The sequence below is a fragment of the Aliidiomarina taiwanensis genome, from assembly GCF_003987015.1.
GTDB classification, from domain to species: domain Bacteria; phylum Pseudomonadota; class Gammaproteobacteria; order Enterobacterales; family Alteromonadaceae; genus Aliidiomarina; species Aliidiomarina taiwanensis.
In genome coordinates this window covers 56510-83212 of the sequence record NZ_PIPQ01000001.1, presented here as the reverse complement: position 1 = coordinate 83212, position 26703 = coordinate 56510, and the positions used below count along the sequence as shown (strand labels likewise).

The 26703-nt window shown below is 49.2% G+C and carries 24 protein-coding genes; 14 read left to right on the top strand and 10 right to left on the bottom strand.

Translation table 11 applies throughout. The annotated features are described in order from the left end of the window. Positions 1-50: 50 nt before the first annotated feature. From dnaN to gyrB, 3 genes are read left to right on the top strand one after another with little or no spacing between them, the layout of a single operon-like run. A complete protein-coding gene (gene dnaN, locus CWE15_RS00340) occupies positions 51-1151 on the top strand; it encodes a DNA polymerase III subunit beta (protein ID WP_126756080.1) in 1101 nt (366 codons plus the stop codon). 3 nt (positions 1152-1154) lie between these two features. Further along, complete coding sequence (gene recF, locus CWE15_RS00335) at positions 1155-2252, top strand: DNA replication/repair protein RecF (protein ID WP_126756079.1); 1098 nt, start codon at positions 1155-1157, stop codon at positions 2250-2252. A 4-nt stretch (positions 2253-2256) separates the two neighbouring features. Then, the gene (gene gyrB, locus CWE15_RS00330; RefSeq protein ID WP_126756078.1) at positions 2257-4677 is read left to right on the top strand and encodes a DNA topoisomerase (ATP-hydrolyzing) subunit B; all 2421 of its coding nucleotides are present in this window, start codon (positions 2257-2259) and stop codon (positions 4675-4677) included. A 94-nt stretch (positions 4678-4771) separates the two neighbouring features. Here gyrB and glyS read toward each other — a convergent pair whose 3' ends face one another. Together glyS and glyQ are read right to left on the bottom strand one after the other, a co-directional pair. Continuing rightward, positions 4772-6847, bottom strand: coding sequence for a glycine--tRNA ligase subunit beta (gene glyS, locus CWE15_RS00325; RefSeq protein WP_126756077.1), 2076 nt, complete (start codon positions 6845-6847; stop codon positions 4772-4774). A gap of 2 nt (positions 6848-6849) precedes the next feature. Continuing rightward, a complete protein-coding gene (glyQ, locus tag CWE15_RS00320; RefSeq protein WP_126756076.1) occupies positions 6850-7839 on the bottom strand; it encodes a glycine--tRNA ligase subunit alpha in 990 nt (329 codons plus the stop codon). A gap of 117 nt (positions 7840-7956) precedes the next feature. On the opposite strand from glyQ, the gene CWE15_RS00315 reads away from it, so the two are divergent. Then, positions 7957-8553 carry a DNA-3-methyladenine glycosylase I gene (locus CWE15_RS00315; RefSeq protein ID WP_126756075.1) on the top strand — a complete coding sequence of 199 codons (597 nt, stop codon included), beginning with the start codon at positions 7957-7959 and terminating at the stop codon, positions 8551-8553. Between the two features lie 8 nt (positions 8554-8561). Further along, positions 8562-9047 carry a GNAT family N-acetyltransferase gene (locus tag CWE15_RS00310; protein WP_126756074.1) on the top strand — a complete coding sequence of 162 codons (486 nt, stop codon included), beginning with the start codon at positions 8562-8564 and terminating at the stop codon, positions 9045-9047. Here CWE15_RS00310 and tusA read toward each other — a convergent pair. The 3 genes from tusA to fadB form a co-directional block, all read right to left on the bottom strand. Beyond that, on the bottom strand, positions 9044-9292 hold the full coding sequence (gene tusA, locus CWE15_RS00305; protein WP_126756073.1) for a sulfurtransferase TusA: 249 nt from the start codon (positions 9290-9292) through the stop codon (positions 9044-9046). The genes CWE15_RS00310 and tusA overlap by 4 nt on opposite strands. 88 nt (positions 9293-9380) lie before the next feature. Further along, positions 9381-10544 carry an acetyl-CoA C-acyltransferase FadA gene (gene fadA / locus CWE15_RS00300; RefSeq protein ID WP_126756072.1) on the bottom strand — a complete coding sequence of 388 codons (1164 nt, stop codon included), beginning with the start codon at positions 10542-10544 and terminating at the stop codon, positions 9381-9383. Between the two features lie 18 nt (positions 10545-10562). Further along, on the bottom strand, positions 10563-12704 hold the full coding sequence (gene fadB / locus CWE15_RS00295) for a fatty acid oxidation complex subunit alpha FadB (protein WP_126756071.1): 2142 nt from the start codon (positions 12702-12704) through the stop codon (positions 10563-10565). Between the two features lie 115 nt (positions 12705-12819). Between fadB and CWE15_RS00290 the strand changes: the two genes are divergently transcribed. Genes CWE15_RS00290 through CWE15_RS00280 form a run of 3 tightly spaced genes read left to right on the top strand, consistent with a single transcriptional unit; the run spans position 12820 to position 17591 of the window. Next, positions 12820-14799: a transglycosylase SLT domain-containing protein gene (locus CWE15_RS00290; protein WP_126756070.1), complete on the top strand. Its 1980-nt coding sequence runs from the start codon at positions 12820-12822 to the stop codon at positions 14797-14799. Between the two features lie 11 nt (positions 14800-14810). After that, positions 14811-16142 (top strand): Xaa-Pro dipeptidase, encoded by a 1332-nt coding sequence (gene pepQ, locus CWE15_RS00285; RefSeq protein ID WP_126756069.1) that lies wholly within the window; start codon positions 14811-14813, stop codon positions 16140-16142. Then, entirely contained in the window at positions 16143-17591 is a 1449-nt protein-coding gene (locus CWE15_RS00280; protein WP_126756068.1) for a TrkH family potassium uptake protein, read from the top strand. Here CWE15_RS00280 and trkA read toward each other — a convergent pair. Genes trkA through def form a run of 4 tightly spaced genes read right to left on the bottom strand, consistent with a single transcriptional unit; the run spans position 17588 to position 21790 of the window. Then, the gene (trkA, locus tag CWE15_RS00275) at positions 17588-18967 is read right to left on the bottom strand and encodes a Trk system potassium transporter TrkA (RefSeq protein ID WP_126756067.1); all 1380 of its coding nucleotides are present in this window, start codon (positions 18965-18967) and stop codon (positions 17588-17590) included. The two genes, CWE15_RS00280 and trkA, sit on opposite strands and share 4 nt — an antisense overlap. Before the next feature lie 45 nt (positions 18968-19012). Continuing rightward, positions 19013-20320, bottom strand: a complete 1308-nt coding sequence (rsmB, locus tag CWE15_RS00270) for a 16S rRNA (cytosine(967)-C(5))-methyltransferase RsmB (RefSeq protein WP_241971820.1) — start codon at positions 20318-20320, stop codon at positions 19013-19015. Next, positions 20317-21264, bottom strand: coding sequence for a methionyl-tRNA formyltransferase (gene fmt / locus CWE15_RS00265; RefSeq protein ID WP_126756066.1), 948 nt, complete (start codon positions 21262-21264; stop codon positions 20317-20319). The genes rsmB and fmt overlap by 4 nt, the downstream gene beginning before the upstream one ends. Before the next feature lie 10 nt (positions 21265-21274). Further along, positions 21275-21790, bottom strand: coding sequence for a peptide deformylase (gene def, locus CWE15_RS00260; protein WP_126756065.1), 516 nt, complete (start codon positions 21788-21790; stop codon positions 21275-21277). 132 nt (positions 21791-21922) lie between these two features. On the opposite strand from def, the gene dprA reads away from it, so the two are divergent. The 6 genes from dprA (at position 21923) to CWE15_RS00230 (ending at position 26277) form a co-directional block, all read left to right on the top strand. Next, positions 21923-23014, top strand: a complete 1092-nt coding sequence (dprA, locus tag CWE15_RS00255; protein ID WP_126756064.1) for a DNA-processing protein DprA — start codon at positions 21923-21925, stop codon at positions 23012-23014. 5 nt (positions 23015-23019) lie between these two features. After that, positions 23020-23496 (top strand): DUF494 family protein, encoded by a 477-nt coding sequence (locus CWE15_RS00250; RefSeq protein ID WP_126756063.1) that lies wholly within the window; start codon positions 23020-23022, stop codon positions 23494-23496. A gap of 15 nt (positions 23497-23511) precedes the next feature. Then, positions 23512-24072: a DNA topoisomerase family protein gene (locus tag CWE15_RS00245; protein WP_126756062.1), complete on the top strand. Its 561-nt coding sequence runs from the start codon at positions 23512-23514 to the stop codon at positions 24070-24072. 34 nt (positions 24073-24106) lie between these two features. Beyond that, positions 24107-24682, top strand: coding sequence for an L-threonylcarbamoyladenylate synthase type 1 TsaC (gene tsaC / locus CWE15_RS00240; RefSeq protein WP_126756061.1), 576 nt, complete (start codon positions 24107-24109; stop codon positions 24680-24682). Beyond that, positions 24679-25614 (top strand): oxygen-dependent coproporphyrinogen oxidase, encoded by a 936-nt coding sequence (hemF, locus tag CWE15_RS00235; protein ID WP_126756060.1) that lies wholly within the window; start codon positions 24679-24681, stop codon positions 25612-25614. Before tsaC ends, hemF begins: the two co-directional genes overlap by 4 nt. 63 nt (positions 25615-25677) lie before the next feature. Then, positions 25678-26277, top strand: coding sequence for a hypothetical protein (locus CWE15_RS00230; RefSeq protein WP_126756059.1), 600 nt, complete (start codon positions 25678-25680; stop codon positions 26275-26277). Here the strand turns inward: CWE15_RS00230 and CWE15_RS00225 are convergent. Then, the gene (locus tag CWE15_RS00225; protein WP_126756058.1) at positions 26274-26702 is read right to left on the bottom strand and encodes a group II truncated hemoglobin; all 429 of its coding nucleotides are present in this window, start codon (positions 26700-26702) and stop codon (positions 26274-26276) included. The genes CWE15_RS00230 and CWE15_RS00225 overlap by 4 nt on opposite strands. Position 26703: the final 1 nt, after the last annotated feature.

Genomic DNA, 26703 nt, shown 5'->3' with positions numbered 1-26703 from the left:
TACGTTGTTGAACAATGGCTGCAAAATAATAAAATGGGAGAGCCAGTGAAATGAAATTCACCATTAACCGTGACGCTTTATTAAAACCTTTACAAGTTGTCAGTGGTGCGGTCGAGCGCCGTTCAACACTACCTATTCTAAGCAATGTTCTTATTCAAGTAGGTACTGACTCGTTACGGATGACAGGGACCGACCTAGAGGTTGAGTTAGTTTCTTCGGTGATGCTTGAAGGAGCCGAGCCAGGCGACATTACCGTACCCGCCAAAAAGCTCTTGGACATTGTGCGCAGCTTAGCCGACGGTGCCGACGTGCGTGTTGAAAGCACAGACGACAAGGTTATTGTGCGTTCCGGTAAAAGTCGTTTCACATTAAGCAGTTTGCCTGCCTCTGAATATCCAAATATTGAAGACTTCGAAAGCGAAATTACCTTGCAAATGCAGCAGGGAAAGTTGAAGCATCTTATTGAACGCACTCATTTTTCTATGGCAAACCAAGATGTTCGCTATTACTTGAACGGTATGTTGTTTGAAGTGAACGACAATGTGCTACGCACTGTTGCCACTGACGGTCACCGCTTAGCCATGGCAACCTGCCAGCTAGAACAAAGTGCGTTACCCCACAAACAAGTCATTGTGCCGCGCAAAGGTATTAGTGAACTTATGCGCTTGTTGGACGCGGACGACACCCCTATACAAGTGTACTTAGGGCAAAATCACATTCGTGTTGAAACAGGCGGTATGACCTTCACCAGCAAGTTGTTAGACGGTCGCTTCCCAGATTATCGCCGCGTTATACCAACAACGGGCGAACGCATTGTCATTGCCGATCGGGACTTACTGAAGCAGTCTTGCGTGCGGGTTGCTATTTTGTCGAACGAAAAGTTCCGTGGTGTTCGCATTGTCTTGGAAGGCTCTGAAATGTGCCTGACTGCGAATAACCAAGAACAAGAAAAGGCCGACGAACGCTTAGAAGTAGAATACAGTGGCGACAATATGGAAGTTGGCTTTAACGTGAACTACTTGCTTGACGTGGTGAATGCCATTGAAGGGAGCCAAGTGAAGTTTACATTGACCGACGAAAACAGCAGTGCTTTAGTTGAAGACGCTGCCGATGACAGTGCAGTCTACGTCATTATGCCAATGCGGCTGTAATGCATGAATATAAGCTCGTTAACTATTTCTCATTTGCGGAATCTTTCGAATGTTGAAATAGAAACAACGCGCCGAGTAAATATAGTTTACGGACAAAATGGCAGCGGTAAAACCAGTGTACTGGAAGCCATTTATTGCTTAGGGTATGGTCGCTCGTTTCGCACCCATCAAGCGCGCCAAGTAATACAGGCAAACGCCGATGCTTTTACCATTTTTGCTCGGCTAAATAATGAAGAAAGCCAAGAAACTCGCGTTGGCTTCCAGCGCACGCGGCAAGGCGAAAGTGACACGCGCATAAATGGACTACGTGGTTTAAAGTTTTCTGAGCTAGCTCGCTATGTTCCTGTACAGCTTATTACCCCGGAAGGGGTGGAGCTTATTACAGATGGTCCGAAAGCTCGTCGTCAATTTATGGACTGGGGGTTGTTCCACGTGGAACAATCTGAATACCAACATTGGTTGGCTTACTCTCGTCTGCTGAAACAACGTAACGCCTTACTTCGTAGTGGGCGTTTTATGCAAGACGGAGGAGCATTTTGGGATAAGCAGCTCGTTGCTGCAGGTGAGGCTTTGACACGTGCACGGGAAGCTTATTTAGCTGCCTTAAACGAGCACATAACAGAGTATTGCCAACGTTTTTTGCCAGATATGTCATTCGCCTTTAAGTTAATGCCAGGCTGGAGTGAGCGCTTTGAAAGTTTTGAAGAAGCTCTGGCCGAACGTTTAGAGTTAGACTTGCGGCAAGGGTTCACAAGTGTTGGGCCGAGTAAAGCTGAGTGGCAAATACGCGTTGACGGTGCAGACGCACGGGAACGCTTAAGCCGTGGCCAGTTGAAATTGCTTATGGCAGCGCTTCGGTTTGTACAAGGCGAGCACTACCGGCAAGTTACAGGCACTTCATGTATTTATTTAATCGATGATTTACCGGCAGAGTTGGATGTCGATAACCAGCAAAAACTTTGCCAAGCAATAGTGGACACGCAAAGTCAGGTGTTTGTTACTGCAATAGATAAAAAAACTATTCTTGGTCACTTTGCTGAGACCGAGACCCGATTGTTCCACGTGGAACAAGGGACAATCTTAGATACAACGACAGGATAAATCTATGTCAAATAACGATACGTATGATGAATCGAATATAAAGGTTCTTAAAGGTTTAGACGCGGTTCGTAAGCGTCCGGGGATGTATATTGGTGACACCGACGACGGTACCGGCCTGCACCATATGGTGTTTGAGGTGGTTGATAACTCTATTGACGAAGCATTAGCGGGCCATTGTTCAGAAATATACGTCACCATGCACAGCGATGGTTCTGTATCGGTACGAGACGACGGTCGTGGTATACCTGTAGAAATTCACCCGGAAGAAGGTGTGTCTGCTGCACAAGTTATAATGACAGTTCTGCATGCGGGCGGTAAGTTTGATGATAACTCGTACAAGGTTTCAGGAGGCCTACACGGAGTAGGTGTTTCCGTTGTAAACGCGCTGTCGAAGCAATTAGACTTAACCATTCAACGTGGTGGTAAAAAGTATAAGCAGACATACCGTCATGGGGAACCACAAGGCGACATTAAACCGATTGCAGACACCACCGAGTCGGGTACAGAAGTGCGCTTTTGGCCAAGTGAAGAGACCTTCACAGATGTAACTTTCCATTACGACATTCTGGCAAAACGCTTACGCGAGTTGTCCTTCTTAAACTCGGGTGTGTCTATTCGTTTAATCGACGAGAACTCCGAGCGTAAAGACCACTTCCATTACGACGGTGGTATTGGTGCCTTTGTTAGTTACTTGAACGACAAAAAAACACCTATACACCCAACCGTTTTTCAATTCCAGCATGAGCGTGAAGACGGCATTACGGTTGAAGTTGGTTTGCAATGGAACGACTCGTACCAAGAGCATATTTACTGTTACACCAACACCATTCCACAGCGCGACGGTGGAACCCATATGGCTGGTTTCCGTTCCGCTTTAACCCGTACCTTGAACAACTATATGGACAAGGAAGGGTACAGTAAGAAAGCAAAAACAAACGCCTCGGGTGACGACGCCCGTGAAGGTTTAACGGCCGTTATTTCTGTTAAAGTGCCAGATCCTAAATTCTCGTCACAGACCAAAGAGAAGCTTGTTTCTTCGGAAGTAAAATCAGCTGTTGAACAGGCCATGAATGAAAAGCTTTGGGATTTCCTTATGGAAAACCCAAAAGACGCACAAGTTATTGTGACAAAAATTATAGATGCAGCACGGGCCCGTGAAGCAGCTCGAAAAGCACGTGAAATGACACGACGTAAAGGTGCTTTGGATTTAGCCGGTCTGCCAGGGAAACTAGCGGACTGCCAAGAGAAAGACCCAGCGCTTTCAGAACTATACATAGTGGAGGGTGACTCTGCGGGTGGTTCTGCCAAGCAGGGACGTAACCGTAAGAACCAAGCTATTTTACCGTTGAAAGGTAAAATTCTAAACGTAGAAAAAGCACGGTTCGACAAAATGCTGGCTTCACAAGAGGTAGCAACCCTTATTACTGCTCTTGGCTGCGGTATTGGCCGTGAAGAGTATGATCCGGACAAAACACGTTACCACCGCATTATTATTATGACGGATGCGGACGTGGACGGTTCACACATTCGTACATTGTTACTTACTTTCTTCTACCGTCAAATGCCAGAACTGCTTGAGCGTGGCTATGTGTATATAGCTCAGCCGCCTTTGTACAAAGCCAAGAAAGGTCGCCAAGAACAGTACATTAAAGATGATGCGGCGCTAATTGAATACCTAACCAGCCAAGCTCTAGACCGTGCTTCGTTGCACGTCAATGCGGATGCGCCAGGTATTACAGGGGTGCAACTAGAGAAGATGGTGCGTGACTACCAGTACGCAATGGACTCCATTGAACGCTTAAGCCGTCGTTTACCAGAGCACATTTTGTCTCGTTTAGTGTATGCGCCTCGTTTAACTGCAGACAACTTAAAAGACAAAGCTGCGGTTGAAGCTTGGTGCGCGGCATACCAACAAGACTTAATGGACACTGAAACACAGTCTTCAACCTATACTGTGTTGGTGGAAGAAGACGCTGTGCGTCAAGTATTCCTACCGGTTGTGCGCTTGTTGCGCCATGGTGTTGAGCGCGACTTCCTACTTAACTATGAGTTTTTAATTTCGAAAGACTACGACCATTTAGTAACGGTTGGTGACGATATTGAAGACTTAATGGAAGAAGGTGGTTATGTACAACGCGGCGAGAAGAAGCAACCTGTAAGTGACTTCGTTGAGGCCATTGAATGGTTAATTTCCGAGTCGAAGCGTGGTCTGTACATTCAGCGCTATAAAGGGCTTGGGGAAATGAACCCAGACCAACTGTGGGAAACCACCATGGACCCAGAAAGTCGCCGTATGCTGCAAGTTACCATTGAAGACGCCATAGGCGCTGACCAGTTATTTACCACCCTCATGGGTGACTTGGTTGAACCACGTCGTGCCTTCATAGAAGACAACGCATTGCGCGTAGCCAACTTAGACGTATAAGTTTCCATACGTTTCGCAGTAAGCATAAAAAAAAGCCGCACTGATTGAAAGTGCGGCTTTTTTATTTGCGTAACGCTTATTGTTCAGCGGAAGCTTAGCTTTGCAGAAGGGAAATGTCGGCAACCGCTAAGAATTGATTACGCAGCTTGGTCAGTAGCGCTAATCGGTTGGTACGTATCGCCGGCTCGTCTGCATTGACCATAACTTCGTTAAAGAAGTTGTCGATAGGGCTACGTAAGTGCGCCAGCTGGCTCAGTACGGCGTTATAGTTACCTGAGGCAACACCAGTCTCAACCGTGCTTTGCAAGCCGTTAAGAGCGTCATACAGAGCTTTTTCAGCCTCTTCTTGCAGCAGTGCAGTGTTGATCTCGGTGAGGTTAGCCGTGTCGGACTTGGCAAGTATGTTGCTAACACGTTTATTGGCAGCAGCAAGTGCTTCGGCTTCAGGTAAGCGCACGAATTCTGTGACCGCCTTCACGCGGCGGTCGAAGTCCAGGGCTTTCTGCGGACGACGAGCCAACACAGACTGAATCACATCCACGGCAATGCCTTGCTCTTGATACCAAGCACGGAAGCGACCTAGTAGGAAGTTAAATATCTCATCCTGAGTTTCTTCAGACACCTGAATAGTGCTAGCGTAGGCACCAGCAGCGTGGGCAATTATGGCTTTAAAGTCCAGATCAAGCTCTAGCTCAACCAGCATGCGCAACAAGCCTATAGCAGCACGACGCAAGCCGAAGGGGTCGCGGTCACCTCGTGGCGTTTGCCCAATGGCAAAAATACCTACGAGCGTGTCTAACTTGTCGGCAATGGCAACAGCGGCACCTTCGGTGGTTGAGGGGAGGGTGTCACCCGCAAATCGTGGGCGGTAATGGGCTTCAATAGCCAAAGCCACACCTTCTGGTTCGCCGTCGTGACGGGCATAGTGCATACCCATAACACCTTGAACTTCAGGGAATTCCATCACCATATGGCTGACTAAGTCGGCTTTTGCCAGCAAGCCTGCACGTGTTGCAATGGCGGCGTCGGCACCTAACTGGTTCGCAATATTGCCAGCCACTTGCGAAATACGGCGAGCCTTGTCGCCAATACTGCCTAGCTCTTTTTGGAATAGCACACTGTCGAGCTTTTCAATGCGCGACGCTAAGCTAACTTTCTTGTCATTGGTATAAAAGAATTCAGCGTCGGCAAGGCGAGGGCGAATAACCTTTTCGTTCCCGGCAACCACTAAGTCAGGGTTTTTGCTTTCAATGTTGGTAATGAAAATAAACTTGGCCAACAAATTACCTTCGCTGTCCACCAGCGGGAAGTAACGCTGATCGTCTTTCATGGTGTAAATAAGGGCTTCTTTTGGCACATCGAGGAAGGCCTCGTCGAAGGCTGCCAGTAAAGCCACAGGCCACTCAACAAGTGACGCTACCTCGTCTAATAGGTCTTCGTCCCAGACGGGTGTTGCATTAATGTCTGCAGCTAGGGCTTGTGCATGCTCTTTCACTAATTGACGACGTTCAGCAAAAGAAGCAATAACATAGGCTTGTTTTAATGCTTCAGGGTAGTCGCTGGCTTTGGTTAACTCCACATCGCCTTGACTATGGAAGCGGTGCCCTAGCAGGCGGTTACTGCTTTGAACCCCAAAAAGCGACATAGGCACCAGGGTGTCGTCCAGCATCACTGTTAGGCGTTTTAACGGGCGAATAAAGGCAAACTCGCCTTCACCCCAACGCATGGTTTTAGGTACGGGAAGCTGCTTCGCTGCTTGCTGCACTACTTGGGGCAATAAGTCTTGCAGGTCTTTGCCTGGAACTATAGCTTTATGCAGTAACCATTCGCCTTTGTCCGTCACGAGGCGCTCGGCGTCTGCCACATCAATACCAACCCCGCGGGCCCAGCCAAGAGCCGCCTTGGTTGGGTTTCCTTCAGCGTCGAACGCAGCAGCAATAGCAGGGCCACGTTTGTCCACTTGCTCGTCGTCTTGCTGGCGTTGCACGTGGGAGACCAACACCGCTATACGGCGGGGCGTAGCAAAAGACTCGACCTTGCCAAAAGCAATGGACAAGCCTGTTAATTGGTCTGTAATACTTTGAGTAAAGCTGTCGCTTAATGCTTTTAACGACTTAGGAGGTAACTCTTCTGTACCAAGTTCAATTAGTAAATTTGCAGTGGTGCTCATGGTTATTTCTTCTCCTCGGTACTCTTGGCTTGTTTCTTTGCTTTTGCTACGCGTGCTTCTGCTTTTTTATGGGCCTGTTGCATAGCTAATGAGTCAGGGTCAGCCAGCGGAAAACCGAGCTTTTCTCGGGCGGAGTAATAGGCTTCAGCACAGCCTTTAGCCAGGTCACGAACACGCAAAATATAGCGTTGGCGCTCGGTAACAGAAATAGCTTGGCGGGCATCGAGTAAGTTAAACGCATGAGAAGCACGCATGACTTGCTCGTACGCTGGCAAAGGTAATTTGTTTGCTAGCAAATGCTGGCATTCGCGCTCAGCTGCGTCGAACCGCTCGAATAAAACAGGAACGTCGGCATGTTCGAAGTTATAAATGGACTGTTCCACTTCGTTTTGATGAAATACATCGCCATACTTGATGACACCCCGTGGGCCGTCGGTCCATACCAGGTCGTAAATGCTGTCAACACCTTGAATATAAAGGGCTAAACGCTCTAAACCATAGGTTATTTCGCCCGCGATAGGAGCACATTCAATACCACCCACTTGCTGGAAGTACGTAAACTGAGTGACTTCCATGCCATTCAGCCAAACTTCCCAACCTAAACCCCAAGCGCCTAGAGTTGGCGACTCCCAGTTGTCTTCAACAAAACGAATGTCGTGAACCAGTGGGTCAAACCCAAGCTCTTTTAAGGACTCTAAAAACAACTCCTGAATATTGTCAGGGGAGGGTTTCATGAGAACTTGGAACTGGTAGTATTGCTGCAAACGGTTCGGGTTTTCACCATAACGGCCGTCTGTGGGGCGTCGGCATGGTTGCACATAAGCAAAGCTGGCAGGCTCTGGGCCAATTGAGCGCAAGAAGGTCATTGGGTGAAAGGTCCCAGCCCCAACTTCCATATCAAGGGGTTGCACAACAGCACAGCCTTGGCGTGCCCAAAAGTCTTGCAGTGCCAGAATTAGGCCCTGGAAAGTTTTCACGTCAAATTTATCCATAAGGTGTCTCAATTCGCCTATGTAGTACAAAATGAAGAAATATGCGTACATTATACCCTGAGAATGGTTAAATTTTATAGGCGCAACAACGGGAATTGCGTTGGGAACGAGGTGTCGATGGTAGAGAGAACAAAAAACCGCTGTCTTTGGTGCGGTAGCGACAAAGAGTATGTGGCATACCACGACACAGTATGGGGCGTGCCTGAGTACTGCCCTAAACAATTGTTTTCTAAGTTAATCCTCGACGGGCAGCAAGCTGGCTTAAGCTGGATTACCATTTTAAAAAAGCAAAATAACTATTTAAGCAGTTTTCATTATTTAGACCCAGAACGGATACATGCCATTCAAGGCGAAGCACGACAAACATATATTGAAGCGCAAATGAATAACCCTGGAATAATACGTAACAGGTTGAAAATAAACTCTATTTTCAAAAATGCAGATGCCTATATGGCATTAGAAAAAGAAGGGGTTTGTTTTAGCGAGTGGTTATGGTCGACCGTGCAGGGTGAGCCCGTGCAAAATAACTGGGAGCAGCAAACAGACGTACCTGCCTACACAGAAGCTTCTGAAGCCCTTTCTAAGCGCCTAAAAAAGCAAGGCTTTACCTTCGTGGGCCCCACCATCGTTTATGCCTTTATGCAGGCGGTGGGCATGGTGAACGACCATGTCACCACCTGTTTTCGACATCAAGCAGTTCAGCAATCAAAATAGAGGACCTTATGGCAGTAAAAGTAGAAGCTGTTGACTATCACAACCCAGTACATGCCCACGCGCTAATTGAGATGCTCGATCACTATGCGCAAGACCCAATGGGCGGTGGCGAAGCCTTACCAGAAAGTACCAAGGCTGTTTTAATTAAAGAAATGGCTGCACGGGACACTGTTTTTAGTTTTCTGGCATGGAATGAAGAAGGTCAGGCGGTTGGCTTAGTGAATTGTGTTATCGGCTTTTCCACTTTTGCCGCAAAACCTGTGTGCAATATTCACGATATAGCCATTCGCAGTGGTTTGCGTGGCCAAGGCCTGGCACAAAAACTCATGCAAGCGGTGGTGACGGAAGCGAAAGCGAGAGGCTGCTGCAAACTGACACTGGAAGTGCTGACGGGCAACGAGCCAGCGAAACTTGCTTATAAAAAGTTTGGCTTCGCAGCCTACCAGTTAGACCCAGCTACCGGCTCTGCGGAGTTTTGGGAATACAAACTTTAAGCGTTTTCGCCTTTTTGGATGAGGTAGCGGTAGGGGGCTTGTTCCGTTTCAGCCGCTACTAAACCATGCTCCATAAAGCGACAATACGCAGGAATGTCGCGCAGTGTGGCAGGGTCGTCGGCTATCACCAATAGGGTGTCGCCTGGCGCCATTTTACGAATACGCCCACGAATAAGCATCACTGGCTCTGGGCAACGTAAACCAAGGGTGTCGAGCTGTAAGGTGGGATTAGAAAAGTCACTCATATGAATACCTAGCTAAAAGTAAAAGGCGGTGAGCATCATAACATGCGCACCGCCTTTTTTATGCTAACAAATTGCTGTGATTACAGCGCTACAGACGCTCGTAGACGGTGGCAATACCTTGACCCAAACCAATACACATAGTGGCTAAGCCGAGGGTTGCGTCCTTCTGCTCCATCAGGTTAATTAAAGTAGTACTAATACGTGCACCTGAACAACCCAAGGGGTGACCCAGAGCGATTGCGCCGCCATGAAGGTTCACTTTGGTGTCGAGTTGGTCTTCAATTTTCAAACCACGTAACACGGAAATGGCTTGAGCGGCAAAGGCTTCGTTTAGCTCGAATAGGTCGATGTCTGAAAGCTCTACGCCAGCACGTTGCAACGCCTTTTGCGTCGCTGGAACAGGCCCATAACCCATAATCGACGGATCGCAGCCCGCAACCGCCATACCACGAATACGTACACGCGGCGTTAAACCAAGCTCTTTGGCTTTGTCTGCAGACATAATAAGCGTCGCAGCAGCCCCGTCAGAAATGGCTGAAGAGGTTCCCGCTGTTACGGTACCATTGGCTGGGTCGAACACAGGCCGTAACCCGGCAAGGGTTGCTGCTGTGGTTTCCGGACGAATCACTTCGTCGTGACGGAACTTCTTCATGACGCCTTTTTCGTCGTGCCCAAAGATAGGCAAAATTTCAGCGTCAAACTCGCCGCGTAGGGTAGCCTGGTGGGCAAGCTGGTGTGAACGAGCTCCAAAAGCGTCTTGCTCTTCACGCGTTATACCGAACTTCTTACCAAGCAGTTCCGCGGTTAACCCCATAGAGCCCGCAGCTTTCGCTACAGACAGGTTTAAGCCAGGGTGGAAGTCGACCCCATGCATCATGGGGACATGGCCCATATGCTCAACACCACCAGCAATGAAAATGTCGCCATTCCCAGTTTGAATAGCGCGGGTGGCGTCGTGAATGGCCTGCATAGACGAGCCACACAGGCGGTTCACCGTGACACCGGCCACATGGTGAGGAATACCTGCAAGAAGGGAAGCGTTTCGAGCAATGTTAAAACCTTGCTCTAAGGTTTGCTGCACACAACCCCAGTACACGTCTTCCAGCTCGTCTGTATTCACTTCAGGGTTACGCTCAAGCAAGCCTTTCATTAACGCAGCCGATAGGTCTTCAGCGCGAACGTTGCGAAATGCTCCGCCTTTAGAGCGCCCCATAGGGGTACGAATTGCATCTACAATAACGACGTCTTTCATAATACTCTCCGTTCGCAGTTAGCTTTTAAAGTAAGATTCGCCAGCTTCGGCTTTCGCCCGCAAGCCGTCGGTTACTTGGTACAGTTCGCCCAAGTGTGCATACTTGTCGGCTAACTCAATGAATTGTTTTAAACCAAGGGTTTCTAAGTAACGGAATGCACCGCCTCGGAAAGGAGGGAACCCAAGGCCATAAATTAATGCAATATCAGCTTCCTCGGCTGAAGCAACAATGCCTTCTTCTAAGCAGCGAACCATTTCGTTCACCATTGGAATCATGCAGCGTGCAATAATTTCTTCTTTGTCAGCGGCTTCTTGTTTTTCACCGATCACTTCGTACACGTCTTCATGCACTGTCTTGGTTGGCTTGCCGCGCTTGTCCACACCGTACTGGTAGAAGCCTTTGCCATTCTTTTGGCCAAAGCGGTCTGCTGCTGCAAGCTTAGCAATGGCACCTTCTGCGTGGTGTGGCATGCGCTCTGGGAAGCCAGCTGCCATGACTTCACTAGCATGGGTGGCTGTGTCTAAGCCCACCACGTCGCATAGGTAGGCGGGCCCCATAGGCCAGCCAAAGTCTTTTTCCATCACCTTGTCGATAGCAGGGAAGTCAACACCGTCGTCTAACAACAAGCTGAAACCTGCAAAGTAAGGGAACAACACTCGGTTCACTAAAAAGCCAGGGCAGTCATTGACCACAATGGGTGTTTTACCCATTTGTAGCGCATAGGCAGTAACAGTTGCAATGGTTTCGTCAGATGTGCGCTTTCCGCGAATAATTTCAACCAAAGGCATTTTGTGCACAGGGTTAAAGAAGTGCATGCCGCAGAAGTATTCCGGGTGCTCCAGGCTTTCTGCTAAGCGGTCAATGGAAATAGTTGAGGTGTTCGACGTAATAATAGTGTCTTCAGGAACAACTTTTTCAATTTGAGAAAGCACGGCTGTTTTCACTTTCGGGCTTTCAACAACGGCTTCTACCACAATATCAACGTTTTCTAGCTCGTTGTTGTGCATGGTTGTGGTAATTTTATTCAACGTACCTGTCACTTTTTTGGCACTAATGCGACCGCGCTTCAGGCTTTTCGTTAAAATGTTTGTGGCTTCAGTTAAGCCAAGGTCTAGCGCCTCTTGCTTGATGTCTTTCATCACAACAGGCACACCTTTAACCGCCGACTGGTAGGCAATACCGCCGCCCATAATACCGGCGCCAATGACACCGGCACGGCTAATTTTTTTCGTGGCTTGCTTAGCAAGTTTCTTGCTCTTACTTTTCACTACCTGGTCCGCCAGGAAAATACCTACTTGTGCACGGCACGCATCAGTTTGGGCTAGCTTCACGAATAATTCATTTTCAACAAGCAGGGCACCGTTGCGCTCTTCCCCGGCACCGCGTTCAACCACCTCAACAGCCGCATGAGGAGCCGGGTAGTGTTTACCAGCTTTTGCCCATACCATGCCTTTGGCCGTGCTAAAGGTCATCAGACGCTCAACATCGTTGGCTTTAAGCGGCTGTAGTTTTGGTGTACGTGCTGCTCGCCAGTCTAACTCGCCATGAATGGCGTCGCGTAACATAGACAAGGCGCCATCTCGCAGATTTTCGCTGCTCACAACGGCGTCGACTAAACCAATAGCAAGGGCGTTGTCAGGCTTATGGTTTTTACCAGTTGTCATGGCTTCTAATGCGTTGTCGGGACCAATCAGACGAGGTAAACGAACCGTGCCGCCAAATCCTGGAATAAGACCAAGCTTCACTTCCGGGAGGCCAATAACGGCGGTTTCGTCTGCAATACGGAAGTCACAGGCTAAAATAGCCTCACAACCACCACCAAGAGCAAAACCATTGACGGCTGCAATGGTAGGAACAGGTAGGTCTTCTAACTTGTCAAACACACGCGACGCTTTGTGCACCCATGTTTTGGTACTTTCAATATCAGCGAACAGGGTTAAAAACTCTGTAATGTCCGCCCCCACAATGAACGTCGATTTAGCACTGGTAACGAGTACCCCTTTTACGTCGCTGTCGGCCGCTATCGCGTCGAGAGCACTGCTAAATTCATTCAGGGTTTTCTGGTCGAATTTGTTGACAGAACCTTGGCCGTCAAACTTGAGTTCGGCTATACCTGGTTCTACGATTTCAACACTTAGGTTGTCACCTTGGTAGATCATCTTCGGTCTCCTGAATTGTTGGCAGGGTATCTGCCTACAAATACCTAATGTACTTGAGTTGTCACCACACTATGATACAAAAGCATGGTATTCACTTAATAGTCATCTTCCCATAATGCGAAAAAAAATTAAACAGGCGTTTAAAAACCAATGCAAAATTCTGCTCGCTCTCGGTGTTGTTGGCGTTCTGCAGTTGCTTGCGTCACTGCCTGTGGCTGCCTCACTTTCCTTGGCTGAACAGCGGGAACTCTTTGTCCAAACGGAGGAGCACATTTCAGCTCGCCGCTTTACTGAGGCTCGGGAAAATATGGCTCAGTTACGCGGGTACGCATTATACCCTTATTTAGAAGCTGAGTTTTTACAGCAGAACTTGAGTTTAGCGAATGAACCACTGATCAGCGAATTTCTTAACGATTATTCTGGGACACCCGTCGCAGACAGCTTGCGCACTGATTGGCTGCGGTTTTTAGCGCAAAAAAATCAGGCCGAGCGCTTCTTACTTTACTACCAAGGCAGCAGGAACGGAAAGCTTCAATGTCAGTATTTGCACTTTTTGTGGCAAAGCACAGAAAATTTAAACGTCGTGTGGCCCCAAGTAAGTAACCAATGGGTAAATGGGAATAGCCAGCCAAAAGAATGCGACCCTGTATTCGCCGCATGGGCAAATGCCGGTATGCGCACGGAACAACACGTGTGGGATAGGATAAAACTCGCGCTGGCAAACAAAGAACTTGGCTTGGTGAATTACTTAACACGGCTGTTACCAGAGCAAAATAGGTACCTCGCTCGGTTAGCCCGCCGGGCTGCGAACAACTCAGCAGCCATTATGCGCTTTCGGGATTATCAAAATAACGATCCCCGAGAGCAGGAACTCATACTGTCCGCTTTGCCGCGGCTTATTTGGCAAGACATAGAAAAGGCCGAACAAGCCTGGGTGCATTACCAACAAGTGTACGACTTTCCTGATGACGTTGTACACAATATGCATGAGCGGTTTGGGGTGACCCTGTCCGTACGAGGCGATCCAGAAGCACTGTATTGGTTGGAACAAGTGCCAATGACACAACTGTCAAAACAAGGGCGGCAATGGATGCTTGCCGCGTTACTGCGCACCAATAGGTACGACCGTGTGTCCATGTTTATTAACGCCTTACCTGCGGAAGAACAAGAAAAAGACCAATGGCGTTATTGGCGGGCGCGGGCTTTATTAGCACTAAACTTTACGGAAGAAGGGCAGGAAGAGTTAGCTGAAGTGGCCCAAAACCGCAGTTATTATGGTTTTTTGGCCAGTGCCCATTTAAATAGAGAAGCGTCGCTTGCTCACCAGCCCGTGCAGTATGACACCCGCGAGCTGGAAGCCTTGAAAAGCCGAGCTTCTATGCAGCGGGCCATTGAATTATTTGCCTTAGAGCGCAACTTACAAGGACGACGCGAGTGGAACCGTATTGCATACCGCGGGCAATACCAGGAACAAGTATTAAGTGCTGTGCTTGCTCATGAGCTAGGTTTATATGAACAAGCTATTTTTACCTTTGCTCATACGGGTATGTTCAATGACGTGGAGCGACGTTTTCCCTTAGCCTTTTACGATGTGCTTAAAACCCATGCAACAAGTCAAAACCTTGATTTGGCTTGGGTATATGCCATAGTGAGACGAGAAAGTTCGTTTCGCGCCGACGCAGTTTCACCTGTGGGAGCTCGCGGGCTTATGCAGGTTATGCCAGGCACCGCCGAGTACCTATTAAGCCGCATGCCAGGCCCTGCGGCCCGCTTTTCTCGGCAGCAGCTATATAACCCCGAGTTTAATGTGCGCTTAGGCACCCGCTATTTAAAAGAACTACTGCAGCGAAGCGGGAACAACTGGATAGTGGCCACCGCCGCCTATAATGCGGGCATTCATCGCGTGCAAGAGTGGCTTCCGGAAACGCCGGTGGAATTAGACGTGTGGGTAGAAACCGTGCCCTATGAAGAAACCCGTAACTATATAAAAGGTGTGCTCGCGTACCAGCAAATTTATAGTATGTTGCTAGGCGAGAGGAACAATGTGTTTAGGCCTTTAATAAGCATGACAGTCGGTGCATCTCACAGCGGATAGGAAGAAACCCTATGGAGCTTCAGACCTTGTTTCCTGCGCATATTGCGGAAATGACGTTACGCAGTAAAACCTTATGCGAGCGTGAAGGCTACGAGCTGCTAGCTATTCATGCGGGGCAGTTAAAACGAGCCTTTCTCGACGACATGGAGTACCCCTTTAAAGCGAACCCACACTTTAAGTCTTGGTGTCCATTAGACAACTTACCCCATAGCTGGGTGGTGTTTAATCCAAATCTTAACAAGCCAACGCTGGTTATTTTGCATTCTGAAGCATTTTGGTATGAACAGCCCAATTTAAGCACTGCGCCTTGGGTGCGCATGTTCCATGTGGAACTTATTGCGCGGCCAGATCAAGTGGACAGAATTTTACCTTACGACAGGAAAAGGGCAGTTTATATAGGGGAGCACATCGAAGTTGCGCAGGCATTAGGTTTCGAGTTGGTGAATCCAGAAGCCGCATTAAGTTTCTTGAGCTACTACCGGGCGATAAAAACAGACTATGAATTGCAGTGTATTCGCCGGGCAAATGAAACCGCTATTCGAGGCCATAGGGCGGTAGCAGAAATATGGGCTCAAGGCGCTTCAGAGTTCGACTGCCTGATGGTGTACATGCAAGCCACGCAACAGCGGGAAAATGAAATGCATTACCCGCCCATTATTGGTGAAAACGAGCATGCGGCTATTTTGCATTACCGTGGCAAAAGCACCTTGCCCCAACGACGCGGTGAGCACCGCTCCTTAATGATTGACGCCGGTGCAAATTATGCAGGCTATGCAGCGGACATTAGCCGCAGTTACTCTGGTAAAGATGCATCCGACGAGTATAAAGCACTAATCGAGGGGGTTGCGCACATAGCCCAAGCACTGGTACTTAAATTAAAGCCAGGTATGGCGTTTGCGGACTTACATCACCAAGCGCATGTGCATATTGCCCAGCTTTTAATTCAATTTGGCATTTGCAGTATAAACGCCGAAGACATCGTTGAAAACCAGATAAGTCATGTATTTATGCCCCATGGCATAGGCCATTTTATAGGCTTGCAAGTGCACGACGTAGGCGGAAATCTTGCCAATGAATATGGTCAGCTTGCACCTTCACCTCAGAACTACCCGCAATTGAAATCGACGCGGACCATAGCGCCCGCCATGGCACTGACCATAGAGCCTGGAATTTATTTTATAGATTCTTTACTTCATCAGCTGCAAGAAAGCGCAGTAGGGCGTACCATTAACTGGCAAAAGGTCGAGGCGTTATCGCCCTATGGCGGCATTCGAATAGAAGACAATATTATTATTCATAGCAACAGAAACGAAAACGTAACACGCGAACTAGGGCTGGGTTAAATGCAATTTAGAACCATACTGAGAATATTAGGGCTATTAATTGCTATTTTTAGCGTGGCGCTTTTACCCCCAGCGGCCCTTGCTTACTTCTATAAAGACGGTGGTGGTTGGTCGTTTTTGCTTGGGTTTTTTATAAGTTTAGTCATGGGGCTGCTGATATGGTGGCCTAACCGAAATGCGCAAGAAGAATTGAAAACCCGAGAAGGCTTTTTAATTGTTGTGTTGTTTTGGTTGGTACTAGGCTCTGTGGGTGCCATTCCCTTTATGTTGCCTGACGAACACTCCCTGAGTATTACCAACTCTATGTTTGAGTCTTTTTCGGCATTAACCACCACAGGTGCCACCGTGCTGACAGGCATAGAGGAGCTGCCCCACTCGTACCGCTTTTACCGCCAACAATTGCAGTGGATGGGCGGCATGGGAATTATTGTGCTTGCTGTTGCCATTTTGCCCTTATTGGGGATAGGGGGCATGCAGCTGTATCAGGCAGAAATTCCAGGCCCAATGAAAGACAAAAAGTTAACGCCACGCATAGCCGATACCGCCAAGCATTTATGGTTTATTTATTTAGGCATGACCATTGCTTGTGCTTTTGCATATTGGCTTGCGGGTATGACCCCCTTTGACGCGATTGGTCATTCGTTTTCGACAGTGGCAATAGGAGGCTTTTCCACCTACGACGCCAGCATGGGGCATTACGACAGCTGGGTGATCCACTTAATATGCGTGGTGTTTTTACTATTGGCTGCCGTTAATTTTTCGCTGCACTTTGCCGCCTACCGAGGCAAAACTGTTAAAGCCTATTGGCGTGATCCAGAATTTAGAGCCTTGCTGACCATTCAAGGCGGCTTGGCTTTGGTGACCATTATTGTCTTGTGGTGGAAGTCAGACGCAGGGTTAGACACAGCGTGGATAGACGGTTTATTCCAAGTGGCTTCCATTGGTTTAACGGCTGGCTTTACCACAGACTCCTTCAGTACCTGGCCTCTGTTTTTGCCTGTATTGCTTATTTTTGCAAGCTTTATTGGCGGCAGCGCAGGGTCGACAGCCGGGGGCATTAAAGTAATTCGGGTGGCCTTGATGTACCGCCAAGGGAAACGTGAAATTAACCGCCTGATCCACCCTCATGGTGTGTTTTCAGTGCGCTGGGGTAAGCGCGCTTTGCCTGACCGAGTGGTACAGGCAGTGTGGGGCTTTTTCTCGGCCTACGCCTTATTGTTTGTGTTGTTAATGCTGGGTTTTATTGCCACAGGGTTGGACGACTATTCTGCCTTTGGAGCAACAGCTGCCACCATGAACAACCTTGGCCCAGGCTTAGGTGAGGTAGCGTCTAACTTTCAGTCGGTGAGCGACGGCGGCAAGTGGATTGCAATACTCGCCATGCTTTTTGGTCGCTTAGAAATATTCACCTTGTTGGTCTTGTTTAGCCCAACGTTCTGGCGCCACTAAAAATACAGGGCGCCAGGGGTAAATAGCTTTTCAATGTCTTCCACGTACTTTTTATTCACTAAGAATAGAATAATGTGGTCGTCGTGCTCAATGACAGCCTTGTTATGGGCCAGCAGTACTTCGTCGCCTCGAACAATGGCACCCACTGTCGTGCCTGGTGGTAAGTCGAGTTCTCGTAGCTCGCGGCCCACAACTTTGGAGGTGGTCTCATCGCCTTTCGCCACCAGCTCAACGGCTTCAGCAACCCCTTTACGTAGTGAGTAGTCGTTAATAAAGAAGTCACGTCGAATATGGCGTAAGAGGGCAGAAACAGTTGCTTGTTGAGGCGCTATAGCGATATCTATTTCCGCACCTTGTACTAAGTCAACATAGGCAGCGCGCTGAATGAGTACCAAAGTGCGCTTAGCCCCCATACGCTTCGCCAACATGGCCGACATAATATTGGCTTCGTCGTCGTTGGTAACAGCAATAAAAACGTCTTGGTCTTCTATATTGGCTTCGCTAAGCAATTGTTGGTCTGCGGCGTCACCGCACAGTACAAGCGTGCGCGAGGAAAGCTCGGAAGAAAGCTCTTGGGTGCGGCTTTCGTTCTGCTCAATAATTTTAACCTTATGAGTTTGTTCGAGGGCTTTGGCAAGGCCAGCACCCACCAAACCACCACCGACTATCATCACTTTGCGCACAGGCCGTTCGAGCGGCTGTAATTCTTCCATAACAGCGCGAATATGGCGTGTCGATGCAACAAAGAACACTTCGTCGCCGGCTTCAATAATTGTGGTACCCAGCGGGCGTATGGGCTTACCTTGGCGGAAAATAGCCGCCACCCGCACATCCACATTGGGTAAATGCTCGCGCAAGGCTGAAATAGCATGCCCTACAAGTTTCCCGCCATAGTAGGCGCGAACACTGACTAGGCTCACCTTGCCGTCCGAGAACTCAAGCACTTGCAAGGCACCCGGGTAGTCCACTAGGCGCTTAATGTAGGAGGTGACAAGTTGCTCTGGGGCTATGACGTGGTCAACGGGCATTTGGTCTTTATGGAACAATACGTCCGCATAGCGAATATACTGTGGTGCGCGAATACGGGCTATTTTTTTGAATACCTTAAACACACTATGGGCTACCTGGCAGGCTAGCATGTTCACCTCGTCGCTGTTGCTCACGGCCACGAGTAGGTCTGCCTCTTCGGCACCCGCATTGCGTAATACCTCAGGGTAGGCCCCATTCCCGTGTACAATGTTTAAGTCGTACTTGCGCTGAAGCTCCGTCAAAATGTCGGGATTTTGGTCCACCACGGTAATTTCATTTCGGCTCGAAACCAAATGCTCGGCGAGTGTGACGCCTACTTTCCCGGCCCCAACAATAATAATCTTCATTGCCTGTATTCGCTCCCTTTGGTTTGCTGTTCACACCTTAGCAAACTATTTAATATCGCGCTTTGTTAATGCAGCATAGTAAAAGCCGTCGCCATGGCTACTTTGTTCAGTTCCAGGCAAAATTTGTAAGCCTGTCTGAGCAAGCGGCTCGGACCGCTGAGCGTCGGGGGTAGTGGCTAAGAACTGCTGAATTTGGGCTTCGTTTTCTTCCGGTAATATAGAACAGGTGGCGTACACCAAAATCCCGCCTGGTTTTAAAAGCTGCCACTGGGCGCGTAATATGTCTTGTTGCAGTGTCACTAAACTGGCAATGTCGGTTTCTCGCCGGTGCCAGCGAATGTCCGGCTGACGGCGCAATATACCTGTGGCAGAGCAGGGGGCGTCGAGAAGAATGCGGTCGTATAACTGACCTGGCCACCAAGGCTCAGGCTGAGCGGCATCGCCTTGCATTACTTTGACTTGTAAGTTTAAGCGGGCAAAGTTTTCATGCATACGGGGTATGCGCCGTTCTTCCAGCTCAAGCGCATGCAGTTCGATGCCCGGCGTTTGTTCAAGCAACAAAGCGCTTTTACCGCCAGGCGCAGCACAGGCGTCGAGTACCAGCATGCCAGGCTCTGCCTGTAGGTAATAACCTGCCCATTGTGCGCTAATATCTTGCACGGACACGGCACCTGTTTCGAAGTGAGGCAGGGTGCGCACATCTAAGGGTTGTTCCAACATTAACGCGTAGGGCCGCTGGGCGTGAGCATGTGCTTCAATGCCCTGTTCGGCGAGCAGCGCTAAATATTCTTCGGTGGTGAAAGCTTGGGCATTGACCCGCAGCCACAAAGGTGGCCGTTGCTGGCTTGCTGTGAAAATGGCCTGGCTTTGTTCCGGCCACGCGGTTTCAATGCGGTCGCGTAACCAGCGGGGAAAACAGTGAGCTAAAGGGACTTGCTGGGCAAGCTGTGTTTCTAAGGCCTCTCGTTGCCTTAAATAATTGCGCAAAACAGCGTTTACTAAGCCTTTCAGGCCTTTTTGCCTTAAGCGGCTGGTGGCATTGACCGTTTCCGATAAAGCGGCATGCTCAGGGGTGTTTAAGGTGCGTAACTGCGAAAGCCCCACCATAAGTAGGTAGTGAATAATGCGCACTTTGCTTTTTAAGGGCTTGTCGACAAGCTGCTTAATTAACCATTCGTAGCGTGGCAGTTCGCGTAATACATCGAAGCAAACCGCTTGCACCCAAGCCCGATCAGCAGGGCTTAGCTGTTGTTGGTATTCAGGTAACACGGCCGATAACGAGCGGCCATGCTGCAACACTGCTTGCAAAATGGAGGCTGCTGCAGCACGGCTAGACATCGGCGTTTGGCTCATGCCTCAGCTCCTAGAGGTAAGTCTGGGGTAAACCAATGGCGACGAGAGTTGAGTAGGTCTTGGCAGCTCATCGGTTTTTTTCCAGGGGGCTGTAGTTTTAGCAGGCGTAATACGTCGCTGCCACATTGAATGTCGATTCCGTTTTTGTTCGCAGCGAGCACAGTGCCAGCAGGAGCTTGACTGGTGCTGGGCACTACTTGGGCCTGCCACACTTTCACTCGGTGTTCACCGCAATAAAACTCGGTACCAGGCCAGGGGTTAAATGCCCGAATGCAGCGTTCAATAAAGGCTGCGTCCTGTTGCCAGTCAATGGCGGCTTCCGCTTTATCCAGTTTCTTTGCATAGGTGGCGTCGGTGTCCTGTTGTATCTCGGCTTCTAGCTCACCCGCGGCTAATTTGTGTAAGGCGCTGACGAGCGTGCTTGGCCCTATGTCCGCCAACTTTTGGTACAAGCTGGCGCTGGTGTCCTCTGGCGTAATAGGTAAGGCGGCTTTTATGAGCATGGGGCCTGTGTCTAAACCCGCGTCCATTTGCATAATGGTGACCCCAGTTTCTGTGTCGCCAGCCCAAATAGCTCGCTGTATAGGTGCGGCGCCGCGCCAGCGGGGTAATAAGGAGCCATGCACATTAATACAGCCCAGCTTCGGAGTGTCTAAAACGGCCTGCGGTAACAGCAAACCATAGGCAACCACCACCATCACATCGGCGTTATAAGCGGCGAGGGTGGCCAACGCGTCTTCGCTTTTAAAGTTGGCCGGTTGTTCAACCGGAATGTTGTGTTCAAGTGCTAACGACTTTACCGCAGAAGGTTGTAGCTTTTTCCCGCGTCCAGCCGGGCGGTCGGGCTGTGTGTAGGCCGCCACCACCTCTAAGGAATTGTCGGCGACTAAAGCAGCTAAATGCTGCGCGGCAAAATCGGGTGTTCCAGCAAATACTATGCGCACATAAGCTCCTTTATTGACCCATTCGCTCAGCAATACGGGCTTCTTTTTCAAGCTTCTTACGAATACGGTCACGCTTCAGTGGCGACAGGTAGTCAACAAAAAGCTTGCCATTAAGGTGGTCTATTTCATGTTGAATACAAATAGACAGCAGGCCCGTGGCGTCCATTTCGAAGGGTTCGCCGTTACGGTCAAGGGCTTTCACCGTAATGCTGCCGGCCCGTTCTATGCTGGCATAAACACCGGGAAAGCTCAGGCAGCCTTCTTCATTGGCGAAAAGGCCGTCTTTCGCAATAATTTCAGGGTTAATAAACACCAAAGGCTCGCGCTCTTCTTCTCCACAGTCGGCAATAAATAAACGCTTGTGTACGTCTACTTGAGTTGCAGCAAGTCCCACCCCTTGCGAGGCATACATGGTTTCAAACATTTCGTCGATAATCGCACGCAGTGCGTCGTCAACATGCTCAACAGGCGTGGCTTTGGTACGTAAACGCTCATCTGGGTAACGTAAAACAGTCATAATCGCCATAATTAGTGTCCTTATTAGTGAAGGTATGCACCTATTTTAACGGTTCAAGGCTTAAAAAACACCTATTGCCTTGTTTGTTTGTCCCTTGCTGCCTAGCCTAGCTTGAAATAGTGCAATACACGGAGGTGGACGATGGGGTGGACCAAGCACGTATTACAGGAATGGCTGCAGCTTGCTTTAGCCCCAGCCAAATTAAAACGCTTAATCATGCGGCAATTTGAAGCTGGGGCACCACAGCACTGGCAGGCCCCTTTGGCGGAATTGCCTGCGTTTTGGCGTAAGCAACTACCTGAAATAGGGGCCCAGTGGCTGGAAAACACCTGGCAGTGGTACCAACAAGAAAGCGACAGCCAGCGAGGGTTTTGGGTGTGGGGGCATTCCCATTACCCCACACAGTTAGCCGAAATAGCAAACCCACCCTGGTTTTTGTGTTGGGAAGGGCATGAGCCGTTAGGGCATAGTAATCAAATAGCGGTTATTGGCAGTCGCAATGCTTCGCCACAAGCCCTGATGAATACAGAAACTTTGACCCAGGCGTTAGCAGCAAGTGGCTTAACCGTTACCAGCGGCATGGCGATGGGGGTGGACAGTGCGGCGCACTGGGCGGCTTTAAATCAAGGAGGGGCAACCTGTGCTGTGTTGGGTTGTGGTATAGACGCCTGTTATCCCACCCGGGCGAAGGCCTTAAAAAAAGAAATTCAGCAGCATGGTCTGGTGGTTAGTGAATATTTACCCGGAACTCCAGCAAAAACCGAGCATTTCCCCGCGCGAAACCGTATAATAAGTGGTTTAAGCCGAGGCGTATTGGTCATGGCTGCGGCCCAGCGCAGTGGCTCGCTTATTACAGCGCGGCTGGCCGCCGAACAAGGCAAAGACATTTTTGCAGTACCCTACGGAATAAACGACCCAACTGGGCGTGGCTGCCATGTGTTAATACAACAAGGCGCTAAATTAGTGACACGTGCTGAGGACATTCTAGAAGAGTGGCCAGAATTCCAAACAGCAACGACAACGCGAGGGTGCGAAAACTCGCAGGAAAAGTTTCAAATGGGGTTGGAAATAAGCCCAATGTTAGATACCGTAGGCTTTGAAACCACGTCGTTCGAACAGGTGCTACAACAAAGTAATAAACCCGTAGCCGATGTTATGAATGAATTGGTAAGTCTTGAAGTAGATGGATGGATTAAGGCAGTGCCAGGTGGCTATGTCAGGGTGAGGAGGTAGTACGAATGTTTGATATCCTCATGTATTTGTTTGAGAACTACATCCATTCCGATATGGAAGTAGTAGTCGATCATGAAGATCTAACCGATGAGCTTACCCGTGCAGGCTTTCCAAGTCAGGAAATTGGTAAAGCATTAAGCTGGTTGGAGCGGCTTGCAGAGCTGCAAGACAGCCAGGAAAAGCCTTATTTAATGAAGGCGGTGCCGCTCAGTTCATTTCGAGTGTACACACAAGAAGAAGAGGCGCGTCTTGACAGAGAGTGCCGCAGCTTTCTGATGTATCTTGAACACGTGGGTGTGCTCGACTTCACCACCCGTGAAATGGTTATTGACCGTGTTATGGAGCTCGACACAGCTCAGTTTATGCTTGAAGACTTAAAATGGGTTGTCCTTATGGTGCTGTTTAATGTGCCAGGCCATGAAGAAGCTTACACTCGCATGGAAGAGCTGTTGTTTGAAGAGCCGGAAGGCTTACTGCACTAGCGGCGGGCCACAACCATGAGCGATAACAAACTATTCTCGAGTGCCTCGCGTACCCCTGCCGAGCATGCTGAACCTTGTCCAAAATGCGGAGCACAGCTGCGTATGCGGCATATGGGTAAGCATTCTTTTTGGGGCTGCGAAGCTTACCCAAATTGCGACTATACCCGTTCGGTGCATGAACAGTCTGACTTTGAACCTCAAGCCTTACCAGGGCAGTACTGCCCAGAATGCCAAAGCGACTTACTACTAAAAAAAGGCCGCTATGGCTTTTTTGTTGGTTGCAGTGGGTTCCCGACCTGTCATTACATGCTCGACCCGAATGCACCTGCTGAAGCCCAGGCTCCCTTATGCCCCGACTGTAAAAAAGGCACCTTGGTGTTGCGCACAAGTCGCTATGGGAAGTCTTTTTATGGTTGCGACGCATACCCTAGGTGCCGCTACTCAGTGAACGAACCACCGGTGGCAGAAACATGCCCAAAATGCCAATGGGGTATTTTAGTGGAGTACCGGCAGAGTGGCCGGCTTACTTTGCGTTGTCCGCAAAAGGAATGCGGGTACCGTTCTGAACCGCTATAATAGCGGCCCTTGTATGAATTAGGATTGAAAACGTATGCAAGAATCGACTGTTAGCACAGACACATACGCTGGCGCCCGTGAAGCTTTAGACAACCATGGTGTTATTGCGTACCCAACAGAAGCTGTGTTTGGGTTAGGTTGTATGCCTTATGACGAAATTGCGGTGCGCAAGTTATTAGCCATAAAACAACGGCCGGCAGAAAAAGGGCTTATTCTGATTGCTGCTGACTACAGCCAATTACTGACCTATGTAGACGACAGCAAAATACCTCAAGACAAACGTTTTCAAGTGTTTTCCCAGTGGCCAGGTCCGGTCACTTTGGTGCTACCAGCGAAGCCCGATGTGCCTCGCTTTCTGCGCGGTGAGCACGACACCATCGCTGTGCGCGTAACAGCTTTTGAACCGGCCCGGGCTCTTTGTAAAGCCCTGGGAACAGCACTTGTTTCAAGCAGTGCAAATGTGCAGGGTGAGCAAGCACTTACTACACATGGAGAGGTTGAGCGCACCTTCGGTGAGCAAGTCGACTGGATTATGACAGAGCCAGTGGGTGGGAACTCACAGCCTAGCAAAATATTAAACCCTCTGACTGGAGATGTTGTACGGCCATGAAAGAGCACCAGTATTTAGAACGTGTCAAAGAATTCTTCTTAAGCTTGCAAGACGAAATATGTGCCGGCGTAGTGGCCGTAGACGGTGTGGGCGCCTTTTTAGAAGACGACTGGGAACGGCCTGGTGGCGGTGGAGGGCGTACGCGTGTTATGCGCCACGGCGGGGTAATAGAACAGGGTGGTGTAAACTATAGCCATGTGTTTGGTGAAGAAATGCCCGGCTCTGCAACTGCTCATCGGCCCGAGCTTGAAGGGCGCAGCTTTCATGCCTGTGGCGTGTCTTTAGTATTACACCCACATAATCCTTTTATTCCCACGTCCCATGCTAACGTGCGCTTTTTTATTGCGGAAAAACCAGGTGAAGCGCCGGTATGGTGGTTTGGTGGCGGGTTTGACTTAACCCCTTTTTACCCGTTTAAAGAAGACGTGGTGCACTGGCATGAAATGTCCCGTGCTGCAGTAGCGCCATTTGGCGACACTTACTACAACGACTACAAAAAGTGGTGCGACAATTATTTCTATCTCAAGCACCGCGATGAAACACGGGGTGTCGGTGGGCTGTTTTTTGATGATCTGAATACCAACCCAGCAGGAGAGCTTGATTTCGAGCATACCTTTGGCTTAATGCGCTCTGTGGGTGAACATTTTATGAAAGCGTGGGCGCCTATAGCCGAACGCCGTAAAGACCACCCATATGGTGAACGCGAACGAGCGTTTCAATTATATCGTCGTGGCCGCTATGTGGAGTTTAACTTGGTATACGACAGAGGCACCTTGTTTGGCTTGCAAACGGGCGGTCGCACCGAGTCCATTTTGATGTCTATGCCCCCGTTAGCGCGTTGGGAATATGCCTTTGAAGCGGAACCGGGTTCTGCCGAAGCTGAGCTAGAATATTATTTAAAACCAAGGGATTGGTTAGCAACAGAAGGATAAAGTTGCCCGTTTCATCATTCCGTATTAAGCTGCTTTAGATTAAAAATCGAACAGGACGGAATTATGAAATTTATTATCGTTGTTGCCCTTATTCTTGTTGTCGTGCTTGTGTACCGAGCGGTGCAAGCGTCGAAAGCACAAGGCCAGTCACAAGCGCCAAACACGCCAGCGGACCTTGCTGCCACGGAAGACAATACCGTGGCGGTTGAACCCAAAGCTGACCTTGATACGCAAGAAGCGCCAGCGGCCCCTGAGCCTGAAACAGCGCCGTCCTTCGACGTACCTGAAGCCCTAGAAGAGAACGCGGCCGCCTTAGCTGATGAAACAGACGCGCTAAGCCGTCATCGCTTGCTTTCAAACCTAACCGAAACCAGTTATAAGAATCGAAAAGACCAAGCCTTTCGTGCCGCATGCCATTATTTTTCGGCGCAACACGTGGCCGAATTCGAGCAAATAGCTGCCCCCCTGAAACAACATAATCGTGGGAAGTTACCCCAGGTCCTGACTTTTCAGAATTACGCCAACTTATTACTAGAAGACAAACGCTTCGACGAGGCTATTGCCGTGTGCCGTCAGGCGATAAGCTTTGGGCTTGACGACAAAACCCAAACGGGTTTTGAAGGGCGTATAGCCCGCATTGAGGCCCGTCGCGACAAAAGTTAGTTGGCTTGGTTTATCATATGGTGCGCCAGTGCGGTAAAGCGCTGGCGTAGCTCATGGTAAATAGGTTGGCTTAACCATTCATCCTGCAGCATTTCGTCAAGCACCTGGTACATGCACAGTAGCCATTGGTCGCGCATTTTAGTGTCGATGCGGAACGGTAAATGGCGCGCCCGCAATCTTGGGTGCCCATACTTCTCCACAAAAAGCGCTGGCCCACCTAACCACCCAGAAAGAAACTCGTAAAATGTGTTTCGTATGCGTGTAAGAGGTTGTGGGTGCATAGCGAATAGCTCGGCTGCGGCAGGGTTGCTTTCCATTATGTCGTAGAACCGGTTGGCCATTAGCAATACAGCTTTTTCACCACCTATTTGTGAATAAATGCTAGTGTTATTGGGTGCATTTTGCTTAAAAAAACGAGAAAACATA

Excerpts from the sequence above, each read along its gene's own strand:
- dnaN (WP_126756080.1), top strand. The coding sequence starts at position 51 with ATGAAATTCACCATTAACCGTGACGCTTTATTAAAACCTTTACAAGTT.
- recF (WP_126756079.1), top strand. The coding sequence starts at position 1,155 with ATGAATATAAGCTCGTTAACTATTTCTCATTTGCGGAATCTTTCGAAT.
- gyrB (WP_126756078.1), top strand. The coding sequence starts at position 2,257 with ATGTCAAATAACGATACGTATGATGAATCGAATATAAAGGTTCTTAAA.
- glyS (WP_126756077.1), bottom strand. The coding sequence starts at position 6,847 with ATGAGCACCACTGCAAATTTACTAATTGAACTTGGTACAGAAGAGTTA.
- glyQ (WP_126756076.1), bottom strand. The coding sequence starts at position 7,839 with ATGGATAAATTTGACGTGAAAACTTTCCAGGGCCTAATTCTGGCACTG.
- CWE15_RS00315 (WP_126756075.1), top strand. The coding sequence starts at position 7,957 with ATGGTAGAGAGAACAAAAAACCGCTGTCTTTGGTGCGGTAGCGACAAA.
- CWE15_RS00310 (WP_126756074.1), top strand. The coding sequence starts at position 8,562 with ATGGCAGTAAAAGTAGAAGCTGTTGACTATCACAACCCAGTACATGCC.
- tusA (WP_126756073.1), bottom strand. The coding sequence starts at position 9,292 with ATGAGTGACTTTTCTAATCCCACCTTACAGCTCGACACCCTTGGTTTA.
- fadA (WP_126756072.1), bottom strand. The coding sequence starts at position 10,544 with ATGAAAGACGTCGTTATTGTAGATGCAATTCGTACCCCTATGGGGCGC.
- fadB (WP_126756071.1), bottom strand. The coding sequence starts at position 12,704 with ATGATCTACCAAGGTGACAACCTAAGTGTTGAAATCGTAGAACCAGGT.
- CWE15_RS00290 (WP_126756070.1), top strand. The coding sequence starts at position 12,820 with ATGCGAAAAAAAATTAAACAGGCGTTTAAAAACCAATGCAAAATTCTG.
- pepQ (WP_126756069.1), top strand. The coding sequence starts at position 14,811 with ATGGAGCTTCAGACCTTGTTTCCTGCGCATATTGCGGAAATGACGTTA.
- CWE15_RS00280 (WP_126756068.1), top strand. The coding sequence starts at position 16,143 with ATGCAATTTAGAACCATACTGAGAATATTAGGGCTATTAATTGCTATT.
- trkA (WP_126756067.1), bottom strand. The coding sequence starts at position 18,967 with ATGAAGATTATTATTGTTGGGGCCGGGAAAGTAGGCGTCACACTCGCC.
- rsmB (WP_241971820.1), bottom strand. The coding sequence starts at position 20,320 with ATGAGCCAAACGCCGATGTCTAGCCGTGCTGCAGCAGCCTCCATTTTG.
- def (WP_126756065.1), bottom strand. The coding sequence starts at position 21,790 with ATGGCGATTATGACTGTTTTACGTTACCCAGATGAGCGTTTACGTACC.
- dprA (WP_126756064.1), top strand. The coding sequence starts at position 21,923 with ATGGGGTGGACCAAGCACGTATTACAGGAATGGCTGCAGCTTGCTTTA.
- CWE15_RS00250 (WP_126756063.1), top strand. The coding sequence starts at position 23,020 with ATGTTTGATATCCTCATGTATTTGTTTGAGAACTACATCCATTCCGAT.
- CWE15_RS00245 (WP_126756062.1), top strand. The coding sequence starts at position 23,512 with ATGAGCGATAACAAACTATTCTCGAGTGCCTCGCGTACCCCTGCCGAG.
- tsaC (WP_126756061.1), top strand. The coding sequence starts at position 24,107 with ATGCAAGAATCGACTGTTAGCACAGACACATACGCTGGCGCCCGTGAA.
- hemF (WP_126756060.1), top strand. The coding sequence starts at position 24,679 with ATGAAAGAGCACCAGTATTTAGAACGTGTCAAAGAATTCTTCTTAAGC.
- CWE15_RS00230 (WP_126756059.1), top strand. The coding sequence starts at position 25,678 with ATGAAATTTATTATCGTTGTTGCCCTTATTCTTGTTGTCGTGCTTGTG.
- CWE15_RS00225 (WP_126756058.1), bottom strand. The coding sequence starts at position 26,702 with ATGTTTTCTCGTTTTTTTAAGCAAAATGCACCCAATAACACTAGCATT.